The organism is Arthrobacter sp. MA-N2, from assembly GCF_000517125.1.
Lineage (GTDB): Bacteria > Actinomycetota > Actinomycetes > Actinomycetales > Micrococcaceae > Arthrobacter > Arthrobacter methylotrophus.
This window is the reverse complement of record NZ_KI912155.1, coordinates 3,215,070-3,234,603: the sequence shown is the minus strand read 5'-3', so window position 1 is coordinate 3,234,603 and position 19,534 is coordinate 3,215,070. Positions and strand designations below refer to the sequence as shown.

Annotated in this window: 17 protein-coding genes; all 17 read left to right on the top strand. The window is 63.7% G+C overall.

Annotated elements, in window-relative coordinates; genetic code table 11:
- Positions 1-35: 35 nt before the first annotated feature.
- Positions 36-2,714, top strand: coding sequence for an alanine--tRNA ligase (gene alaS, locus A3M3_RS0115825; RefSeq protein ID WP_028267144.1), 2,679 nt, complete (start codon positions 36-38; stop codon positions 2,712-2,714).
- Between the two features lie 2 nt (positions 2,715-2,716).
- A complete protein-coding gene (ruvX, locus tag A3M3_RS0115820; protein WP_028267143.1) occupies positions 2,717-3,307 on the top strand; it encodes a Holliday junction resolvase RuvX in 591 nt (196 codons plus the stop codon).
- Positions 3,304-4,917 carry an endolytic transglycosylase MltG gene (gene mltG, locus A3M3_RS0115815; protein ID WP_028267142.1) on the top strand — a complete coding sequence of 538 codons (1,614 nt, stop codon included), beginning with the start codon at positions 3,304-3,306 and terminating at the stop codon, positions 4,915-4,917. The genes ruvX and mltG overlap by 4 nt, the downstream gene beginning before the upstream one ends.
- A complete protein-coding gene (locus tag A3M3_RS0115810; RefSeq protein ID WP_028267141.1) occupies positions 4,914-5,768 on the top strand; it encodes a shikimate dehydrogenase in 855 nt (284 codons plus the stop codon). The genes mltG and A3M3_RS0115810 overlap by 4 nt, the downstream gene beginning before the upstream one ends.
- Before the next feature lie 26 nt (positions 5,769-5,794).
- Complete coding sequence (gene aroC / locus A3M3_RS0115805; protein ID WP_028267140.1) at positions 5,795-6,994, top strand: chorismate synthase; 1,200 nt, start codon at positions 5,795-5,797, stop codon at positions 6,992-6,994.
- A gap of 56 nt (positions 6,995-7,050) precedes the next feature.
- The gene (locus tag A3M3_RS0115800; protein ID WP_051423359.1) at positions 7,051-7,560 is read left to right on the top strand and encodes a shikimate kinase; all 510 of its coding nucleotides are present in this window, start codon (positions 7,051-7,053) and stop codon (positions 7,558-7,560) included.
- The gene (aroB, locus tag A3M3_RS0115795) at positions 7,557-8,648 is read left to right on the top strand and encodes a 3-dehydroquinate synthase (protein ID WP_028267138.1); all 1,092 of its coding nucleotides are present in this window, start codon (positions 7,557-7,559) and stop codon (positions 8,646-8,648) included. The genes A3M3_RS0115800 and aroB overlap by 4 nt, the downstream gene beginning before the upstream one ends.
- Complete coding sequence (locus A3M3_RS0115790) at positions 8,645-9,166, top strand: tetratricopeptide repeat protein (RefSeq protein WP_028267137.1); 522 nt, start codon at positions 8,645-8,647, stop codon at positions 9,164-9,166. The genes aroB and A3M3_RS0115790 overlap by 4 nt, the downstream gene beginning before the upstream one ends.
- Before the next feature lie 191 nt (positions 9,167-9,357).
- Positions 9,358-9,921 carry an elongation factor P gene (gene efp / locus A3M3_RS0115785; RefSeq protein ID WP_028267136.1) on the top strand — a complete coding sequence of 188 codons (564 nt, stop codon included), beginning with the start codon at positions 9,358-9,360 and terminating at the stop codon, positions 9,919-9,921.
- Positions 9,921-10,331 carry a transcription antitermination factor NusB gene (nusB, locus tag A3M3_RS0115780; RefSeq protein WP_028267135.1) on the top strand — a complete coding sequence of 137 codons (411 nt, stop codon included), beginning with the start codon at positions 9,921-9,923 and terminating at the stop codon, positions 10,329-10,331. The genes efp and nusB overlap by 1 nt, the downstream gene beginning before the upstream one ends.
- 257 nt (positions 10,332-10,588) lie before the next feature.
- Positions 10,589-11,170, top strand: coding sequence for a bifunctional pyr operon transcriptional regulator/uracil phosphoribosyltransferase PyrR (gene pyrR, locus A3M3_RS0115775; protein ID WP_028267134.1), 582 nt, complete (start codon positions 10,589-10,591; stop codon positions 11,168-11,170).
- Positions 11,167-12,180, top strand: a complete 1,014-nt coding sequence (locus A3M3_RS0115770; protein ID WP_028267133.1) for an aspartate carbamoyltransferase catalytic subunit — start codon at positions 11,167-11,169, stop codon at positions 12,178-12,180. The genes pyrR and A3M3_RS0115770 overlap by 4 nt, the downstream gene beginning before the upstream one ends.
- A complete protein-coding gene (locus A3M3_RS0115765; protein ID WP_028267132.1) occupies positions 12,180-13,541 on the top strand; it encodes a dihydroorotase in 1,362 nt (453 codons plus the stop codon). The genes A3M3_RS0115770 and A3M3_RS0115765 overlap by 1 nt, the downstream gene beginning before the upstream one ends.
- The gene (locus A3M3_RS0115760; RefSeq protein WP_028267131.1) at positions 13,541-14,059 is read left to right on the top strand and encodes a PH-like domain-containing protein; all 519 of its coding nucleotides are present in this window, start codon (positions 13,541-13,543) and stop codon (positions 14,057-14,059) included. The genes A3M3_RS0115765 and A3M3_RS0115760 overlap by 1 nt, the downstream gene beginning before the upstream one ends.
- The gene (gene carA / locus A3M3_RS0115755) at positions 14,040-15,326 is read left to right on the top strand and encodes a glutamine-hydrolyzing carbamoyl-phosphate synthase small subunit (RefSeq protein ID WP_028267130.1); all 1,287 of its coding nucleotides are present in this window, start codon (positions 14,040-14,042) and stop codon (positions 15,324-15,326) included. The genes A3M3_RS0115760 and carA overlap by 20 nt, the downstream gene beginning before the upstream one ends.
- Complete coding sequence (gene carB, locus A3M3_RS0115750) at positions 15,326-18,646, top strand: carbamoyl-phosphate synthase large subunit (protein ID WP_028267129.1); 3,321 nt, start codon at positions 15,326-15,328, stop codon at positions 18,644-18,646. Before carA ends, carB begins: the two co-directional genes overlap by 1 nt.
- Positions 18,639-19,508 (top strand): orotidine-5'-phosphate decarboxylase, encoded by an 870-nt coding sequence (gene pyrF / locus A3M3_RS0115745; protein WP_028267128.1) that lies wholly within the window; start codon positions 18,639-18,641, stop codon positions 19,506-19,508. The genes carB and pyrF overlap by 8 nt, the downstream gene beginning before the upstream one ends.
- Positions 19,509-19,534: the final 26 nt, after the last annotated feature.

Below are 19,534 nucleotides of genomic sequence, written 5' to 3'. Positions count from 1 at the left end.
TGTGCAGTGAATTGAGAAGGGTAAGTAATCAGCTAATGAAGTCGCAGGAGATCACCAAACGCTGGGTGGACTTTTTTGTCAGCAAGGGCCACACAGCCGTGCCCTCCGCGTCGCTTGTATCCAGCGACCCTTCCCTGCTTTTCACTGTGGCCGGCATGGTTCCGTTCATTCCTTACCTGACCGCCCGCGAAGAGCCGCCCTTCAAACGCGCCACGAGCGTCCAGAAGTGCATCCGCACCGGGGACATCGAGGAAGTGGGAAAGACTGCCCGCCACGGCACGTTCTTCCAGATGTGCGGCAACTTCTCCTTCGGGGACTATTTCAAGGAAGACGCCATCAAGTTCGCCTTCGAATTGCTCACCAAGAGCATCGACGACGGCGGCTACGGACTTGACGTTGAGCGTCTCTGGGTAACTGTCTACGAAGAAGACGACGAAGCCCAGGAATTGTGGCTGAAGAACACCGGCATCCCGGCCGAGCGCATCCAGCGCATGGGCAAGGCCGACAATTACTGGTCCACGGGACAGCCCGGACCTGCCGGTCCGTGCTCGGAAATCTACTACGACCGCGGTCCTGCCTATGGTGCCGAAGGCGGCCCCATTGCGGACGAGAACCGCTACGTGGAGATCTGGAACCTGGTGTTCATGCAGTACCAGATTGACAACGTCCGCTCAAAGGTGGACTTCGACATTGTGGGCGAACTGCCCAAGAAGAACATCGACACAGGCCTCGGTATGGAGCGCCTCGCGATGATCCTGCAAGGCGTCGAGAACATGTACGAGACCGACCAGGTCCGTCCGGTCATCGACAAGGCCGCAGCGCTCTCCGGCAAGGAATACACTTCGGCCGAGTCCGCTGACGATCCACACCACACGGACGATGTCCGCATGCGGGTCGTCGGCGACCATATCCGTTCGGCCCTTATGCTGATCTCCGACGGCGTGTCCCCGTCCAATGAGGGCCGCGGCTACGTGCTGCGCCGGCTCATCCGACGTGCCGTCCGTGCCATGCGCCTCCTCGGCGTCGAAGAAGCCTGCCTCCCGCAGCTGCTTCCGGCATCCCGCGACGCCATGAAGGGCGTCTACCCTATGGTGGAGACCGACTTCGACCGCATCAGTCGTATCGCCTACGCCGAAGAGAGGGCTTTCCTCCGCACCATCGCTTCAGGTACTGCGCGCCTGGAGGAAGCCGTGGTGCTCTCTAAAGCCGCCGGTAAGCCGTTGTCCGGCGAAGATGCCTTCGCGCTGCATGACACGTACGGATTCCCGATCGATCTCACCCTCGAAATGGCCGAGGAAGCCGGGCTGAAGGTTGACGAGGCTGAATTCCGCAGCCTCATGCTGGAACAGCGTCAGCGCGCCCAGGCCGACGCCAAGTCCAAGAAGGGCGGCCACGCCGATGTCTCGGCCTTCCAGGAGCTCCTGGCAGAAGGCGCGACCGTCTTCACGGGCTACACCGAGTTGGAAGGGGAAGCCCGCGTCCGTGGCATCGTCAGCTCCGGAAAGCGCGTCGCCCACGCTTCCACGGGCGACGAAATCGAGCTCGTGCTCGACGAAACTCCGTTCTACGCCGAAGCAGGCGGCCAGTCTGCCGACAAGGGACTCATCACCGGCGACGGCTTCGTGGTCGAAGTTCTCGATGTCCAGCGCCCCGTGAAGGGCCTGAGCGTCCACAAGGCGATCGTCCGCGAAGGGGAGATCGCCTCGGACGCGCTGGTGCGTGCCGCCGTCGACCGCGAGCGACGCCACGCTGCAGAACAGGCGCACACCGGCACCCACATCGTGCACGCGGCCCTGCACCAGATCCTTGGCCCGGAAGCCACCCAGCGTGGTTCTTTCAACAAGGCCGGCTACTTGCGCTTCGACTTCGCCTGGGGCGAGGGGCTGAGCCCAGCCACGAAGTCCGAGATTGAAGAGGTCTCAAACATTGCTATCCGGAACAACTTCCGGGTGGACACCAAGGTCATGGGCCTCGCCGAGGCCAAGGCTTTGGGCGCAATGGCCTTGTTCGGGGAGAACTACGGCAGCGAGGTTCGCGTCGTGGAGATCGACGGGGCATGGTCCCGCGAACTCTGCGGTGGTACCCACGTGGCCAACACGTCCCTCATCGGTAGCCTCTCTTTGCTCGGCGAACAGTCTGTCGGCTCGGGAAACCGCCGCGTGGAAGCCTTCGTCGGCCTTGACGCCTTCCGGCACCTTGCTGCCGAGCGCGCCTTGGTCACCGAGCTGACCGAGATGCTCAAGGTTCCGTCGGGCCAGTTGGCGGACCGGATCTCCAGCACCTTGGCTAAGCTCAAGGCGACCGAGAAAGAACTTGACCGCCTCCGGAAAGAACAGCTGACCGCGGCCGCGGCGAACCTCGTTGCCACGGCGCAGGATGCCGCCGGTGTACGGGTAGTCGCGCACGACGCCGGACAGGTCGGGGGAGCGGACGACCTCCGCGGCCTCGCCATGGACCTGCGCAACCGGCTCGGCTCCGACGCGTCCACCGTGGCAGTGGCGGGTGTCAGCAGCGACCGTCCCGTGATTATCGTGGCGACCAACGAAGCGGCCCGCGAAGCAGGCGTCAAGGCGGGTGCCCTTGTGCGGGTGGCTGCAGGAATACTCGGCGGCGGTGGTGGTGGCAAGGACGACGTCGCACAAGGCGGCGGAACCGACCCCTCGAAGATCGCACCGGCCCTTGCGGCCGTTGTGGACGCGATCGCCAAGCGCTGATCTTGGAGGCCATTGCGAGCAACGACGACTACCCGCGGGGCACCAAGCTGGGGGTAGACGTCGGCACTGTCCGTGTGGGCGTTGCCATCTGTGATCCCGACGGGATCCTGGCTACGCCGTTCAAGACCGTGAGCCGGGACGCCAAGAAAAATTCCGATATCGGGGTCATTGTCCGGCAGGCTGCCGAGCTCAGCGTCGTCCAGATCTTTGTCGGCCTGCCTCGAACGATGAAGGGTGAGGAACACGCGTCCGCGGTCATGGCCAGCGACTACGCCGAGTTGCTTGCCGCTCACTTGCAGCGGCGCGGACTTGACGTTCCTGTCAACCTGATTGACGAGCGGCTCAGTACCGTGACGGCCCACCGCAATCTCCATGAAGCTGGCATGAGCAGCAAAGATCATCGTAAAGTGGTGGATCAGGTTGCCGCTGCCGGAATTCTGCAGCACGCGATCGACATGCAAAAAGCCAGAGGTGCAGATGTGGGCAGGCGCGTGCAGGCGCCGTTGCCGCTCCAACATGTTGACGGTGCCACGGCGCCGCTGCAATCCTCCGACATTGATCCACACTCTCGAACGAGGGGAAGACAATTGTGAGCCCGGTCAACAACGACCCCTCCAACGACGCTTCAGAAGACCGCACCCGGCAGCTGACTCGTCGTGAAATCCGTGCCAGGGAACGCTTCCTGGAGACCCAAAACCGAGAAATACTTCCACCGCCTGTGCCGGTCCACGTTGAACCTGTAGCGGTACCGAAACCACAGCGGGCATACGTTCCGGACTACGCGTCGGCCGACGCGGAAGCGAGCTCCCACGCCTCTGAGCTCCACGCCTACGAGCTCCGTGACGGCGAGCTCCGTGACGACGGCATCCAGAATGAATCCGTTCCTTCCGAAATCTTGCCTCCCCAGGCCGAAGTGGCTCAGCACGCAGAAGACGCGCACCCGGAGACTGCCGAGCCCCACGACGTCGAGCACTTCGCCGCTGTTCCGGCCTACGAGGACGCGCACGGTGCAGAGTTCCACGATCCACATGCGCATGACGAAGTTTATGAGCACCACGATCCTGCCTTTGATTACGAACTCCACGACACGAATGACCCCCATGAACTCATGGCGGCCGCTACGCCTGTGCCAAAGGCTCCGTCGAAGAAAGTCCGCAGGCGGCGTCGCCTCGTCGCGCTGCTGCTCAGCCTCACAGTGTTCGTAGCAGCGGTCGCGATCGGGGCGCAGTTCCTGAAGCCACTGCTCGGGATGGACAAGGTCAGCGACTACCCCGGCCCGGGCTCTGGCTCCGTCACCGTGACGGTCGCCCCTGGTTCCGGCCCCAAGCTGGTCGCGACCACGCTCCAGAACCAGCACGTCATTGCCAATGCCGACACGTTCCTTGCTGCGTTCACTGCTGCCGGTGGTGAACTCTCACCCGGCGATTTCACTTTCCGCACGGAAATGAAGAACTCAGATGCAGTGAATGTGCTCCTCGGCAAGGATTCCACCAAAGTCATGTACTTCGCGCTGAGCGCGGGGCTGCGCATCGGCGAGTCGCTCGACGCCATCTCCAAGGGCTCGGGTATCCCCGTCTCCGAGTTGAAGGCACTCAGCGATTCGCCGGCCCAGTTCGGCGTCCCCGCCCCGGCAAAAAATCTCGAAGGCTTCCTGGCGCCGGGGGAGTACCGCTTCCCCCTCGGAACGTCCGCGAAAGACATCCTCCAGAAGCTCGTGACCGCCACGACCGATGAACTCAAGGCGCAGGGCGTCACGGATCCCACCCAGCAGTACAAGACCATCACGGTCGCAAGCATCGTCCAGGCTGAAGGCGGCCAGGCCGACTACGGGAACGTGGCCGGGGCCATCTACAACAGGCTCAAGCCGGGCAACACTGAGACGAATGGCCTCATCCAGTCGGACGCCACCGTCACCTACGGCCTCGGTACCAAGACGTTCCACTTGACCGATGCCGAGAAGGCCGACAAGAGCAACCCCTACAACACCTACGCCAATGTGGGCCTGCCTGTCGGTCCGATCGGTTCGCCCGGCAAGACGGCGATCGATGCTGCAGCGAAGCCGACAGCAAACAACTACCTCTACTGGGTGACCATCAACCTCGACACTAAGGAGACGAAGTTCTCCAGCACCTTGGCGGAGCACCTCAAGTACGTTGACCAATACAACCAATGGTGTGCTGCCAACGCCGGGCGGTGCGTGTGAGTAGACGTGCCGCCGTCCTGGGGCACCCGATCAGCCACTCCAAGTCTCCGGCACTCCACCGTGCGGCTTACGCGAAGCTGGGGCTCGACATCGACTACTCAGCGATCGACGTCACTGTCGAGCGGCTGCACGCCTTCATGGCGGACCTTGAGGACAGGGACAATTGGTGCGGCTTGTCGGTGACCATGCCGCTCAAGACCGCCATGGTGGACGAAGTCGACGAAGTCCGTGGGGCCGGTTTGCACCTGGGTGTCATCAATACGGTGTCGTTTGAAGCCACAGCGCACGGTGTGCGGCGGGTTGGCCACAACACGGATGTGGCCGGCATCGTGGAAGCTGTCCGGAATGCAGGGGGCCGGGCGCAGCCGAAGTCCGCTATTCTCGGCGGCGGCGGAACTTCCGCCGCGGCCATCGCGGCGCTGCAGGAGCTCGGTTCGCACCACGTTGATGTCTACGTGCGCGACACCGGACGTGCCGCCGAAGCGAAAGCCGCGGCTGCCGCCGTCGGGCTCTCTCTTCAACTCCGCCCCATGACTGAGGCGGCCGAGGGGATGGCGGGCGCCGATCTGGTGATCTCCACCCTTCCCCCGCGGGCGGCAGACAGCATTGCCGCGCAGCTCGGCAGGCTGTCCGACGGCGCGGCGGGTGTCCTGCTCGACGTCGCCTACGATCCGTGGCCCAGCCGCATCGCCGAAGCATGGCATTCACGGGGTGGGGTTGTGGTTCCTGGGCTCGAGATGTTGCTCTATCAAGCCGTGGAGCAAATCCGTTTGTTTTCCGGCGCTGACGTCACGGCCGATGTCATAGATGTGATGTGTGACTCAGTCGGGCTTCCCCGGCGGGTCTACTAAGGGCCTTACATGGCAGGATTGGATATATGTTGCGTTGGTTGACCGCCGGTGAATCCCATGGCCCGGCACTGCTCGGAATTGTTGAAGGCGTTCCCGCCGGTGTGGAACTCACCAGCGAGGAAATCCGTGACGCTTTGGCGCGCCGCCGTCTGGGCTATGGCCGTGGCGCCAGGATGAAATTCGAGCAGGACGAAGTGAGCATCCTTGGGGGTGTGCGTCACGGCGTCACACAGGGCGGACCCGTCGCCATCCAGATCGGCAACACGGAATGGCCCAAATGGGAGCAGATCATGTCTGCCGACCCCGTGGACCCGGCGCTCCTTGCCGACCAGGCGCGCAATGCGCCCCTGACCCGTCCGCGGCCGGGGCACGCGGACTTCACGGGCATGCAGAAGTACGGGTTTCCTGAGGCCCGCCCCGTTCTGGAACGGGCCAGCGCCCGGGAAACCGCCACGCGAGTCGCGTTGGGCACTGTTGCTGCCCAATTCCTAAAGCAGCTCGGTATCGAGCTCGTCAGCCACACGGTCTCCATTGCGAGCGTCTCCGTGCCGGAAGGCCGTCCCCTGCCTGTGCCCTCCGACGTTTTGGCGCTCGACGCCGATCCTCTGCGTTGCTTCGACCGCGAGACCTCGAACGCCATGGTGGCCGAGGTTGACGCGGCACACAAGGAAGGCGAGACCCTTGGCGGTGTTGTCGAGGTTTTGGCCTACGGCCTTCCCCCGGGACTGGGCAGCTACGTGCACTGGGACCGTCGCCTCGATTCCCGACTGGCTGCTGCCCTGATGGGTATCCAAGCCATCAAGGGCGTCGAAGTGGGCGATGGCTTCCTCACCGCAGCCCGCCGAGGCTCAGCCGCCCACGATGAGATAGTCAAGGACGACACCGGCCGGATCGTTCGCCAGACCAATCGGGCCGGTGGCATTGAAGGCGGCATGAGCATCGGCGAAGTCCTGCGTGTCCGCGCCGCCATGAAGCCCATCGCCACCGTCCCGCGCGCACTCAAGACCATCGACGTCAGCACAGGTGAAGCCGCCAAGGCCCATCACCAGCGCTCCGACGTCTGTGCTGTCCCGGCTGCAGGCGTCGTGGCCGAAGCCATGGTGGCCTTGGTACTTGCCGAAGCTGTTGCTGAGAAGTTCGGCGGGGACTCGGTCGCAGAAACCGCCCGGAACCTTCGGGGTTACCTGGACAGCATCCCGGCAACCTTGGACTCGGTTGGCCACTAGTGATCCGTAATACCTCGGGCGCCAGTGCCGGGCGCGCGATCGTCCTGGTCGGGCCCATGGCGGTTGGCAAGTCGGTCATTGGCCACCAGCTTTCGCAACAATTGGGCGTTCCGTTCGTGGACACCGACGCCATCATTGTTGAACACCACGGAACGATCGCCGATATTTTCGCGGGTCGCGGAGAACACGCGTTCCGGGAGATCGAGGCCAGGACAGTTGCGCGAGCCATTGAAGCCGCGGACATCAGCGGTGCGGTTGTCTCGCTTGGCGGCGGAGCGGTACTGGACTCCGGCACGCAACAACTGTTGGGTGACTGCACAGTGGTCTACCTCGAGTGTGATGCGGGGACGGTCGCCGAACGCATCGCCCGCAACACCGGCCGGCCGCTCCTTGCCGGCGATGCGATGGCCCGATGGGAGACCCTTTTTGCGGCCCGGCGCCCTGTCTACGAACGCCTGGCAGATGTCGTCATCGACGTCCGGACCGGAACCGTGGCGGAAATCGCGCTCGACGTGGAGGAAAGACTGCGTGAATACGCGGCCTTGAAAGAGGAAGTGCAAAAGTGAGTAACGAAGCAACTGTCATCAAGGTCACCGGCCAGTCGGCCAACGAGAATTACGACGTCGTCATCGGACGAGGCCTCTTGGAGACCCTTCCCGCGAAACTGGGGGAGCGCGTCAAGCGCGTCCTGGTGGTCCATCCACGGGCACTGCGCCTTACGGGCGACACGGTCCGCGCTGAGCTGGAGGCTTCCGGATTCACCGCCGTCACGGCCGAGATCCCAGATGCTGAAGAAGGCAAGCATATCCAGGTTGCCGCTTTCTGCTGGCAGGTGCTTGGCCAGAATGACTTCACCCGCTCCGACGCCATTGTGGCGGTCGGCGGCGGTGCGGTCACCGATTTGGCTGGCTTCGTCGCCGCCACGTGGCTGCGCGGTGTCAAAGTCATCCACATGCCCACGAGCCTCCTCGGTATGGTGGACGCGTCCGTGGGCGGTAAGACCGGCATCAACACCGCCGAAGGAAAGAACCTGGTGGGTTCCTTCCACCCGCCCGCAGCTGTCTTGGCGGACCTGGACACGCTTCAGACGCTTCCCAAAAATGAGTTGATTTCGGGAATGGCGGAGGTCATCAAGTGCGGTTTCATTGCTGATCCCGCCATCTTGGACCTCGTCGAGAACAAGCCGGAAGAGGTCACTGACCCCGGTTCGGCTGTGCTCCGCGAGCTCATCGAACGGGCCATTGCGGTCAAGGCGAAAGTGGTTTCCGAAGACCTCAAGGAATCCGGCCTGCGCGAAATCCTGAACTACGGCCACACCCTCGGCCACGCGATCGAGCTCGTGGAACGCTACTCCTGGCGCCATGGCGCAGCGGTCTCCGTGGGCATGATGTTCGCGGCCGAGCTCGCCCGCAGCGTCGGCAGGCTTTCCGAGGTCGACGCCGACCGGCACCGCACTATCCTCGAGGGACTTGGGTTGCCTGTCAGCTACCGCCGGGACCGCTGGCAGGGCCTGCTCGACGGAATGCGTCGTGACAAGAAGTCGCGCGGCGACCTTCTGCGTTTCGTTGTGCTCGACGGCGTGGCCAAGCCCGGAATCCTCGACGTTCCGGACACATCGCTCCTTTTCGCTGCCTACCAGGAGATCGCATCATGACGACCGAAACGTTCAGCAGCATCAGCGATTGGCCCACGGGCGGCTTTCCCGGTGTGCGCATCAACCCGGACACGCTCCTGCCAGCGATCGTCAACGAGGAAGCCATGTATTCCGCGTTGGCCGAGTCCGCCGATCCAGCCGACCGGATCATGGCCCTCATGCTCGAAGGACACCCGGGTGAAGCCGCGGAGTTGCTTGCGGAGGCCCGTTACAACGCCCCCGAGTGCTTCAATCTGCGGATTATCGAAGCCGAACTACACCGCGCCACGGGCCGCTTCGACCGCGCCGTGGAGCTCTTCCGCCAGCTCCTCGCGGAGGTCCACGGAACCGTCAGGGAGCCAATCGTCCAGCAGTATCTGGGGCGGGCGTATTTCGTAGCCGGAAATCCGGTCGCCGCGGCGGAGTCGTTTAACAAAGCCTTGAACCTGCGCGTCGCCCAGGCAGCCGACGCTTCACTGATTTATTCCTCTGCCGTGGCCCTTCAGCGCGCCCGGTACGTCCTCGAATTCGCGTCCTAGGCGGGTTCGCCGCCTGAACAATCTCCCGCTTGGACAAGGGCCGCTGCAGCCGGAGTGCTTTTTGCCGGTAGAATGGTCTTTGGATTTTTGATAAATACGCGCTGGCGGCCGTCAAGGCATGCCTGCTTGGCATAGTCGACTGGAAGCCAGCGAGCGTAGCTAGAACCAGTGAGAGAAACCAGAGGATACTAGTGGCAACCACAAATGACATCAAGAACGGAACCGTGCTGAAGCTCGAGGGCCAGCTCTGGAACATCATTGAGTTCCAGCACGTCAAGCCTGGCAAGGGCGGCGCGTTCGTGCGCACCAAGATGCGCAACGTCATGTCGGGCAAGGTGGTGGACAAGACCTTCAACGCCGGCCTCAAGATTGAAACCGCCACGGTGGATCGCCGCGATTACCAGTACTTGTACCAGGACGGTGCAGATTTCGTCTTCATGGATACCCAGGACTTCGACCAGATCACCGTTTCCGGTGCCACGGTTGGCGATGCGACCAACTTCATGCTGGAAAACCAGATGGTCAACATCGCCATCCACGAGGGCACCCCGCTCTACATTGAACTACCCCCTAGCGTGGTCCTCGAAATCACGTACACCGAGCCGGGCCTGCAGGGCGACCGCTCCTCCGCCGGAACCAAGCCGGCCACACTTGAGACCGGCTACGAGATCCAGGTGCCCCTGTTCGTCGAGAACAACACCAAGGTCAAGGTCGACACCCGCGACGGCAGCTACCTGGGCCGGGTCAACGACTAGTGAGCGCCCGTGGCAAGGCCCGTACAAGGGCCCTCGAAGTACTGTTCGAAGCGGAGCAGCGTTCCGCCTCCGCGTTCGAGGTCTTGAAGGCCCGCAGGGAAATGACCGATCTCGTGGTCAACCCATACACAACGGACATCGTAGAGGGCGTGGTTTCCATGCAGCCCACTATCGACGAATTCCTGCAGACCTACGCGCAAGGCTGGACCTTGGAGCGGATGCCCGCCGTTGACCGCATCATCCTGCGTATCGGCGCTTGGGAACTTCTCTACAACGACGACGTCCCGGACGGTGTCGCGGTCAGCGAAGCCGTGGCACTGGCCAAGACCATGTCCACCGATGAATCGCCCGCATTCATCAATGGCCTCCTCGGCCGCCTGCAGACGCTGAAGCCTTCCCTGCTCGCCTAGGCGGCGTTGGAAGGATCAGCCCAACTGACTGGCAGTTAAGGTCGTTATGAGCCTTCATAACGACATCTGCTGCCAGTCAGTTGGGCTGACCTCAAGAGACCCTGGGGCAGCCGAACATCGCCCGCGCCACTGTGAGCTAAAACGCATTCCCGGTGCCCCCGGGCGCGTCGGACCGGCGTCGCCCCTGTGGTAATTTTGAAGGGCAAATGTTCCTTTTTTAATTCCGTCCCGTGAGGCGGGGAAAGGGGAGACGAGCGTTGACTGAAGTCACTGCACCGGTGCCGTCCCGGGTTGTCCTAAACCATGCGGATATCGACCGTGCTCTCACTCGTATCGCCCACGAGATCCTCGAAGCCAACAAAGGCTCCCAGGATTTGGTTCTTTTAGGCATCCCACGCCGCGGCTATCCGCTGGCCGTGCGGCTGGCAGACAAGATCGCCTCCGCAGATCCGTCTGTCAATGCCTCGGCCATTGTCGGCCAGCTGGACGTCACCATGTTCCGTGACGATCTTTCGCACCAGCCCGCCAGGCCGCCTTATCCCACGAGACTTCCGTTGTCCGGCATCGACAACAAGGTTGTTGTCCTGATCGATGACGTCCTGTACTCAGGCCGTACCATCCGGGCCGCCCTCGACGCCATTATCGATCTTGGCAGGCCGCGCATCGTCCGCCTTGCAGTCCTGGTTGACCGCGGCCACCGCGAACTCCCCATCCGCGCGGACCACGTCGGCAAGAACCTGCCAACGTCTTCCTCGGAAAAGGTCCGGGTCCACCTCGAGGAAATCGATTCGGTGGATGGCCGGCCCATCAATGAAGTAGTCATCGAGGCCGGCGCGTGAAACATTTGCTCTCCACCGAGAACCTCAGCGCGGGCGACGCAATCCGGATCCTGGACACCGCGGAAGAGATGGCTGCAGTGGGGGACCGGGAGGTCAAGAAGCTGCCCGCCTTGCGTGGCCGGACCGTGGTCAACCTCTTCTTCGAGGACTCCACCCGCACCCGAATTTCCTTCGAGGCGGCGGCAAAGCGGCTTTCTGCCGACGTCATCAACTTTGCCGCCAAGGGTTCGTCGGTGTCCAAGGGCGAGTCGCTCAAGGACACCGCGCAGACCCTCGCAGCCATGGGGGCCGATGCCGTGGTCATCCGTCACTGGGCGTCCGGGGCGCCGCACCGCCTGGCGTCCACTGACTGGATCGACGCCGCGGTCATCAACGCCGGGGACGGCACCCATGAACACCCCACGCAGGCTCTCCTGGATGCGTTCACCATGCGTCGCCATTGGGCCAAGCTCAAAGGCTCGGCGTCCACTGGCGCGGACCTCACGGGAATGCGTGTAGCCATCGCGGGTGACGTCTTGCACTCCCGCGTCGCCCGTTCGAACGTGTGGCTGTTGCGCACGCTCGGCGCGGAAGTAACATTGGTGGCCCCGCCCACCTTGCTGCCGATCGGCGTCGAGCATTGGCCGTGCAAGGTCAGTTACAACCTCGACGAGACCCTTCAGGCCGGTGTCGACGCGATGATGATGCTGCGCGTCCAGGGTGAGCGCATGAACGCATCCTTCTTTCCCTCCACGCGCGAGTATTCGCGCCGCTGGGGCTTCGACGATGCGCGCCTGCGCGCGCTCGACGACCTCGGCCTCAAGGACACCATCATCATGCACCCCGGCCCCATGAACCGCGGACTGGAGATTTCGTCCGCCGCCGCCGATTCACCCCGCTCCACCGTGCTGGCCCAGGTTCGCAACGGTGTATCCGTCCGGATGGCCGCCCTGTACTTGCTGCTCTCGGGGGATTCCCGTGAAGCCGTCAGCCCGCCGGGCACCGCCCGTTCCGACAAGGAGAACAACTGATGACCGAGACCGCACCAGGAACAGCAAGCGGCACCTATCTGATCCGCGGCGCGGCCATCCTGGGCGGCAGCGCAGAAGACCTGTTGATCCGCGAAGGAGTTATCGCCGAGCGTGGCACGGGCCTTTCCGCCGAAGGGGCCACCGTCATCGAAGCCGCTGGCCTCGTGGCACTTCCCGGCATGGTCGACATCCACACCCACTTGCGCGAGCCCGGTCGCGAAGACGCCGAAACGGTTGAAACGGGGACGCGCGCCGCAGCCCTTGGCGGTTACACAGCCGTACACGCCATGGCCAACAGCAACCCGGTGGCCGACACCGCCGGCGTCGTCGAGCAGGTCCACAGCTTGGGCCGCGCCTCGGGCTGGGTGGATGTCCGTCCGGTAGGTGCGGTCACAGTGGGACTTGCCGGCGAGCAGCTTGCCGAGCTCGGCGCCATGGCAGACTCGCGCGCCCAGGTTCGGGTCTTCTCCGACGACGGCATCTGCGTGCACGATCCCGTGCTCATGCGCCGGGCCCTGGAGTATGTCAAGGCGTTCGACGGCGTTGTCGCCCAACATGCGCAGGAACCCCGCCTTACTGCCGGAGCACAGATGAACGAGGGCACAGTTTCCGCGGTGCTCGGCCTTGCAGGGTGGCCTGCAGTGGCCGAGGAAAGCATCATCGCCCGCGACGTGCTCCTCGCCCAGCATGTCGGGTCCCGCCTGCACGTCTGCCACGTTTCCACGGCAGGATCCGTGGAGATCGTCCGCTGGGCCAAGGAACGCGGCATCAACGTCACCGCCGAGGTCACGCCCCACCACTTGCTGCTCACCGATGAGCTGGTCCGTAGCTACGACCCCGTCTACAAGGTCAACCCGCCGCTCCGCACCGATGCGGACGTCCAGGCGCTCCGAGCCGGGCTGGCCGACGGCACCATCGACGTCGTCGGAACGGACCACGCTCCGCATCCGAGCGAGCACAAGGAATGTGAATGGGCCCAGGCGGCCATGGGCATGACGGGACTGGAGACCGCCCTGTCGGTGGTCCAGGAAACCATGATCGAAACCGGGCTCATGACGTGGGCCGACTTCGCCCGCGTAACGTCCACGGTGCCCGCCGCCATTGGCCGCGTGACTGACCAAGGACGTCCGCTCGAGGCCGGTGAGCCCGCCAATGTGATCCTCGTGGACCCGGCTGCCCGCTGGACAGTGGACCCACATAAGATGGCGACAATGGGCCGGAACTCACCCTTTGCGGGCAGGGAGCTGCCGGGCGCCGTCCTAGCCACGTTCTTCAAGGGCCACCCGACCGTACTGGATGGCAAGCTCAACACGCCATACCGCTACGCCGCGGATTCTTCCGGCACAGGCAGCAGCAACTGATGGACAAGATCGCGTCCCTGCTCATCGTCGTCGTCCTTGCTGCGCTTGCCGCGGGGCTCATCGCGAAAGGCTGGCGCAGCCGGCTCAAACGGCAGGCCAGCCTTGGGCAACTTCCGGATGTGCCCGAACAACTCAGTCCGGCGATGGTTGTGACGGAGGGACAGTATGTGGCCACGACGACGGCGGGAGACTGGCTCGACCGGATCGCCGTCCACGGGCTGGGCTTCCGCGGGAACGCGGAAGTGAGTGTCCATCCGGAAGGCGTCTTGTTCGACCGCGCCGGGACAGGACCGTTGTTCGTTCCGGCGGCCGCCGTGTCCGATTGCCACAGTGCCAACGGAATGGCCGGCAAGTTTGTGGAAAAGGACGGACTCGTGGTCTTGAGCTGGATGCTCGGGGAACATGAGCTCGATACCGGATTCAGGACCAGGCACGCCTCAGACAAGCAGCCGCTCCTCGAAGCGCTTCAAGATTTGATTTCTGCAGCCCCCCAGGCAGATGCCGATAGTGGAAAGTAACAAAGTGACGGATAGCAATGCAGTAGCAGGCACAGTGACAGGCAATACCACCCCCGTAGAATCCACCGCAGCGGTGCTGGTGCTCGAAGACGGCCGCACGTTCCGCGGCCGCAGCTATGGCGCCACGGGCGTCGCCCTGGGCGAGGCGGTCTTCGCTACAGGCATGACCGGGTACCAGGAAACCATCACGGACCCCTCTTACGCCCGCCAACTGGTGGTCCAGACGGCTCCGCACATCGGGAACACCGGTGTGAACAAGGAAGACGCCGAGTCCCGCCGCATTTGGGTGGCCGGCTATGTGGTCCGCGACGCCGCACGCCGCCCCTCGAACTGGCGCTCGGAGCGATCTCTCGACTCCGAGCTCGTTGAACAAGGCATCGTCGGCATCCAGGCCGTGGACACCCGCGCCATTACCCGGCACTTGCGCGAGCACAAGACCATGCGCGCGGGAATCTTCTCCGGTGAGGCAGCCAACGCCACTGATAAGGAGCTCCTGGACACGGTCCTCGCCAGCGCCCCGATGGAAGGCGCCCGCCTGGCCGAGGAAGTAAGTATCGATAAAGCGTATGTCGTGGAACCCGCAGACCACGGTTGGAAAGGCGAAGCGAAGTTCAGCATCGCCGCGATCGACCTTGGCATCAAAGCCATGACTCCCACCCGCTTCGCTGAACGTGGCGTTCGCGTCCACGTGCTGCCGGCCACCGCCACGCTGGAAGACGTCAAGGCAGTCAATCCGGACGGCTTCTTCATGTCCAACGGTCCTGGCGACCCCGCCACCGCCGACGCCCAGGTGAAGCTGCTCCGTTCCGTGCTTGACGAGAAACTGCCATACTTCGGAATCTGCTTCGGCAACCAGATCCTGGGCCGGGCCCTCGGATTCGGCACCTACAAGCTCAAGTACGGCCACCGCGGTATCAACCAGCCGGTGATGGACCGCCGTACCGGGAAAGTCGAAATCACTTCGCAGAACCACGGCTTCGCCGTCGATGCACCCATGGACGGCGCCACCCTGGCCCCGGAAGAGCGCTTCGGCCGCGTCGAGGTCAGCCACGTCAGTCTCAACGACGACGTCGTCGAGGGACTTGCCTGCCTCGACATCCCGGCCTTCTCGGTCCAGTACCATCCCGAAGCCGCCGCCGGACCGCACGACGCCGCGTACCTCTTCGACCGCTTCATTGAGTTGATGGAGAGCACGAAGAACAGCGACGCCGTGCAGGCAGCCGACACTCAGACATCGAACTCCGCGAAGAACGAGGACACCAAGTAATGCCAAAGCGTACAGATCTCAAGAGCGTCCTTGTCATCGGTTCCGGCCCGATCGTCATCGGCCAGGCGGCCGAATTCGACTACTCCGGAACCCAGGCGCTGCGTGTGCTCAAAGAGGAGGGCCTGCGCGTCATTCTCGTGAACTCCAACCCGGCCACCATCATGACCGACCCTGAGTTCGCCGATGCCACCTACGTCGAGCCCATCACTCCCGAGGTGGTCGAGAAGATCATCGCCAAGGAACGCCCGGACGCGATCCTGCCCACCCTGGGCGGCCAAACGGCCCTCAACACCGCCATCGCCTTGGACAAGAACGGTGTACTCGAGAAGTACAAGGTCGAACTCATCGGCGCCAACATTGCTGCAATCGAACTTGGCGAAGACCGCGAAAAATTCAAGGGCGTGGTGGAACGCTGCGGTGCCGAGTCGGCCCGCAGCCATATCATCCACACGATGGATGAGGCACTGACTGCGGCGGAAGACCTCGGCTACCCCATGGTTGTCCGCCCGTCCTTCACGATGGGCGGCTTGGGCTCGGGACTGGCGTACAACGAGGAGGACCTGCGCCGCATCGTGGGCCAAGGCCTGCAGTACAGCCCCACGTCCGAGGTCCTGCTGGAAGAAAGCATCCTCGGCTGGAAGGAATACGAGCTTGAGATGATGCGGGACAAGAACGACAACGTCGTTGTAGTCTGCTCCATCGAGAACTTCGACCCGGTAGGCGTCCACACGGGCGACTCGATCACCGTTGCTCCGGCGCTGACCTTGACTGACCGCGAGTACCAGCGCCTGCGGGACATCTCCATCGCCGTGATCCGCGAAGTCGGCGTCGACACTGGCGGTTGCAACATCCAGTTCGCCATCGAACCGGACACTGGCCGTGTGGTCGTCATCGAAATGAACCCGCGCGTTTCGCGTTCCTCGGCGCTGGCCTCCAAGGCTACGGGCTTCGCGATCGCCAAGATCGCTACCAAGCTCTCCCTCGGCTACACCCTGGATGAGATCCCGAACGACATCACCCAGAAGACTCCGGCGAGCTTCGAGCCGACGCTGGACTACGTCGTCGTCAAAGTTCCGCGCTTCGCGTTCGAAAAGTTCCCGGCCGCGGACAACACGCTGACCACCACCATGAAATCCGTCGGCGAAGCGATGGCCATGGGCCGCAACTTCACGGAAGCCTTGCAGAAGGCCCTCCGCTCCTTGGAGCAGAAGGGCTCGCAGCTGGACTTTAGCCACGTGCCCGAATGGGAAGTCCCGGAGCTGATCGAAAAGTCAAAGCGCCCGACGACGGACCGCCTCTATCAGGTCCAGCGCGCCTTGCTCGGTGGTGCTTCGGTGGAAGACCTTTACGCCGCCACAAAGATCGATCCGTGGTTCCTGGACCAGCTTCAGCTGCTCAACGAAACGTCCCAGGAGATCCGCACGGCCGGCGCCCTGACCGAAGACATGTTGCGCCACGCCAAGCGCCATGGATTCTCGGACGAGCAGATCGGTCTCTTGACCCACAATCCGGAAGCGGTGGTCCGCGGCGTCCGCCAGGCCCTGGGCATCCGCCCGGTCTACAAGACCGTGGACACTTGTGCCGCAGAATTCGCCGCGTACACCCCTTACCACTACTCGGCTTACGACGAAGAGGACGAGGTTGGCCTGCATTCCAAGCCGTCCATTATCATCCTGGGTTCCGGTCCCAACCGCATCGGTCAGGGCATCGAGTTCGATTACTCCTGCGTCCACGCCTCCATGGCGCTGCGCAAGGCCGGGTACGAGACCGTCATGGTCAACTGCAACCCGGAGACTGTCTCCACGGACTACGACGTCTCCACTCGTCTCTACTTCGAACCGCTGACCCTGGAGGACGTTCTCGAGGTCATCGCGGCAGAGGAGCGGACCGGCGGGGTCATGGGCGTGTTCGTGCAACTCGGCGGCCAGACCCCGCTCAAGCTCGCCCAGCAGTTGGCGGATGCAGGCGTGCCGATCCTGGGCACCTCGCCCGAGGCGATCGACCTCGCCGAACACCGCGGCATGTTCTCCCTCGTGCTGGACCGTGCCGGCCTGATTGCCCCGAAGAACGGCACAGCGGTGTCCTTCGAGGACGCGAAGAAGATCGCTGACGAAATCGGCTACCCCGTCCTGGTCCGCCCGTCCTACGTGCTTGGCGGCCGCGGAATGGAAATCGTCTATGACGAGCCCAACCTGTCGCGCTACATCGCCAATGCCACGGAAATCACGCCGGATCACCCGGTGCTGATCGATCGCTTCCTGGAGGACGCCGTCGAAATCGATGTGGACGCGCTCTTCGACGGTACGGACATGTACCTCGGCGGCATCATGGAGCACATCGAGGAAGCCGGCATCCACTCCGGTGACTCCGCCTGCGTGTTGCCCCCGATCACCCTCGGCAACAACGTCATCGAACGCGTGCGCACGGCCACCCGGGCCATCGCGGAAGGCGTCGGCGTGCGCGGCCTCATCAACATCCAGTTCGCGTTGGCCTCCGACGTTCTGTACGTGCTTGAAGCCAATCCGCGGGCTTCCCGCACCGTGCCGTTCGTCTCCAAGGCAACGGGCGTGCAAATGGCCAAGGCCGCTGCCCTGATCGGTACCGGCGTCACGATCAACCAGCTACGCAGTGCCTACAAGATGCTGCCGGAAACGGGTGACGGCTCCAACCTTCCGCTGGACGCGCCCGTGTCCGTGAAGGAGGCCGTGCTGCCCTTCAGCCGTTTCCGGACGCCTGAAGGCAAGGTGGTGGACTCACTGCTTGGCCCTGAAATGCGCTCGACCGGCGAAGTCATGGGCATCGACAAGCACTTCGACACCGCTTTCGCCAAGAGCCAGGCAGCGGCTAACAACGCGCTGCCCACCGAAGGAAAGATCTTCGTCTCGGTCGCCAACCGTGACAAGCGTTCGGTCATCATGGGCGTCAAGCGCCTGTCCGATCTCGGTTTCGAGATTGTCTCCACGGGTGGCACTGCCGATGTCCTGCGCCGCAACGGCATCCAGGCCACCCCGGTCCGCAAGGTCGCAGAAGGCAGCAGCGCCGAAGGCGAAGGCACCATCGCAGACCTCATCATTGCCGGCGAGATCGACATGGTCTTCAACACCCCCTCCGGCGGCGAAGCCCGCAGCGATGGCTACGAACTCCGGGCAGCTGCTACGTCCATCGGCATCCCCTGCATCACCACGGTGGCGGAGTTCAATGCGGCGGTGCAGGCAATCGAGGCGCAGCGCACCTACGAATGGTCGGTGACCAGCCTGCAGGAGCATGCCGCGGCGCTGCTTGCGTCCCAAAAGGCAGCCATCGAGGCCGTCAATGCCTGAGTCTGCCGCAGACCGGGAGCCGTTCGGCTCCCGGCTGGCTGCCGCCATGGCCGCACGCGGCCCCCTGTGTGTCGGTATCGACCCCCACCCGGCTCTCCTGGCGGACTGGGGATTGGACGACGACGTCGCCGGGCTGGAGCGTTTTTCGCTCACGGTGGTGGAGGCCGTGGCAGCCCTCGCTGCCGCGGTCAAGCCGCAAGTGGCGCTTTACGAGCGACACGGTTCGGCAGGCATGGCTGTCCTGGAACGGACCCTTGCGGCGGCATCCGACGCCGGAGTGTTGAGCATCGCCGATGCCAAACGCGGAGACATCGGCTCCACGATGGCTGCTTACGCCGACGCTTGGCTGCGTGACGGATCGGCCTTGGCGGCGGACTCCGTCACCCTGAGCCCCTACCTGGGATTCGAGTCACTGCGGCCCGCGCTCGATCTCGCAGCCGAGTATGGCCGTGGGGTTTTTGTGCTCGCCTTGACGTCCAACCCCGAGGGCAAGTCAGTGCAGCATGTTGGCGGTTCCGAGTCCGTGGCTCGGCGGATCGTCGAGGCTGCGGCCAATGAGAACCGCCGCTATGCCGGAACCGTGGGCCCTGGGGGTCTGGGATCGGTCGGGCTCGTGGTAGGTGCCACGATCGGCGTAGCACTCACGGAACTTGGATTGGACCTCAACGCCGTTCACGGACCCATCCTGGCTCCGGGCCTGGGTGCCCAAGGAGCTACCCCGGCAGATTTGCGTGCCACCTTCGGTGACGCGTATCCGGCGGTCCTTGCGACGTCGAGCCGTGGAATCCTCGCCGCCGGTCCGACGATTTCCGGACTGCGCTCCGCCACCGAGGCCACCCGTGACGGCTTGTTGCAAGCCTGAGCGCAATCTTGGTGGGTCTGGTGCAT

Coding starts and splice junctions, on each gene's coding strand:
- alaS (WP_028267144.1), top strand. CDS start 36: ATGAAGTCGCAGGAGATCACCAAACGCTGGGTGGACTTTTTTGTCAGC.
- aroC (WP_028267140.1), top strand. CDS start 5,795: ATGTTGCGTTGGTTGACCGCCGGTGAATCCCATGGCCCGGCACTGCTC.
- A3M3_RS0115800 (WP_051423359.1), top strand. CDS start 7,051: ATGGCGGTTGGCAAGTCGGTCATTGGCCACCAGCTTTCGCAACAATTG.
- A3M3_RS0115790 (WP_028267137.1), top strand. CDS start 8,645: ATGACGACCGAAACGTTCAGCAGCATCAGCGATTGGCCCACGGGCGGC.
- A3M3_RS0115765 (WP_028267132.1), top strand. CDS start 12,180: ATGACCGAGACCGCACCAGGAACAGCAAGCGGCACCTATCTGATCCGC.
- A3M3_RS0115760 (WP_028267131.1), top strand. CDS start 13,541: ATGGACAAGATCGCGTCCCTGCTCATCGTCGTCGTCCTTGCTGCGCTT.
- carA (WP_028267130.1), top strand. CDS start 14,040: ATGCCGATAGTGGAAAGTAACAAAGTGACGGATAGCAATGCAGTAGCA.
- carB (WP_028267129.1), top strand. CDS start 15,326: ATGCCAAAGCGTACAGATCTCAAGAGCGTCCTTGTCATCGGTTCCGGC.
- pyrF (WP_028267128.1), top strand. CDS start 18,639: ATGCCTGAGTCTGCCGCAGACCGGGAGCCGTTCGGCTCCCGGCTGGCT.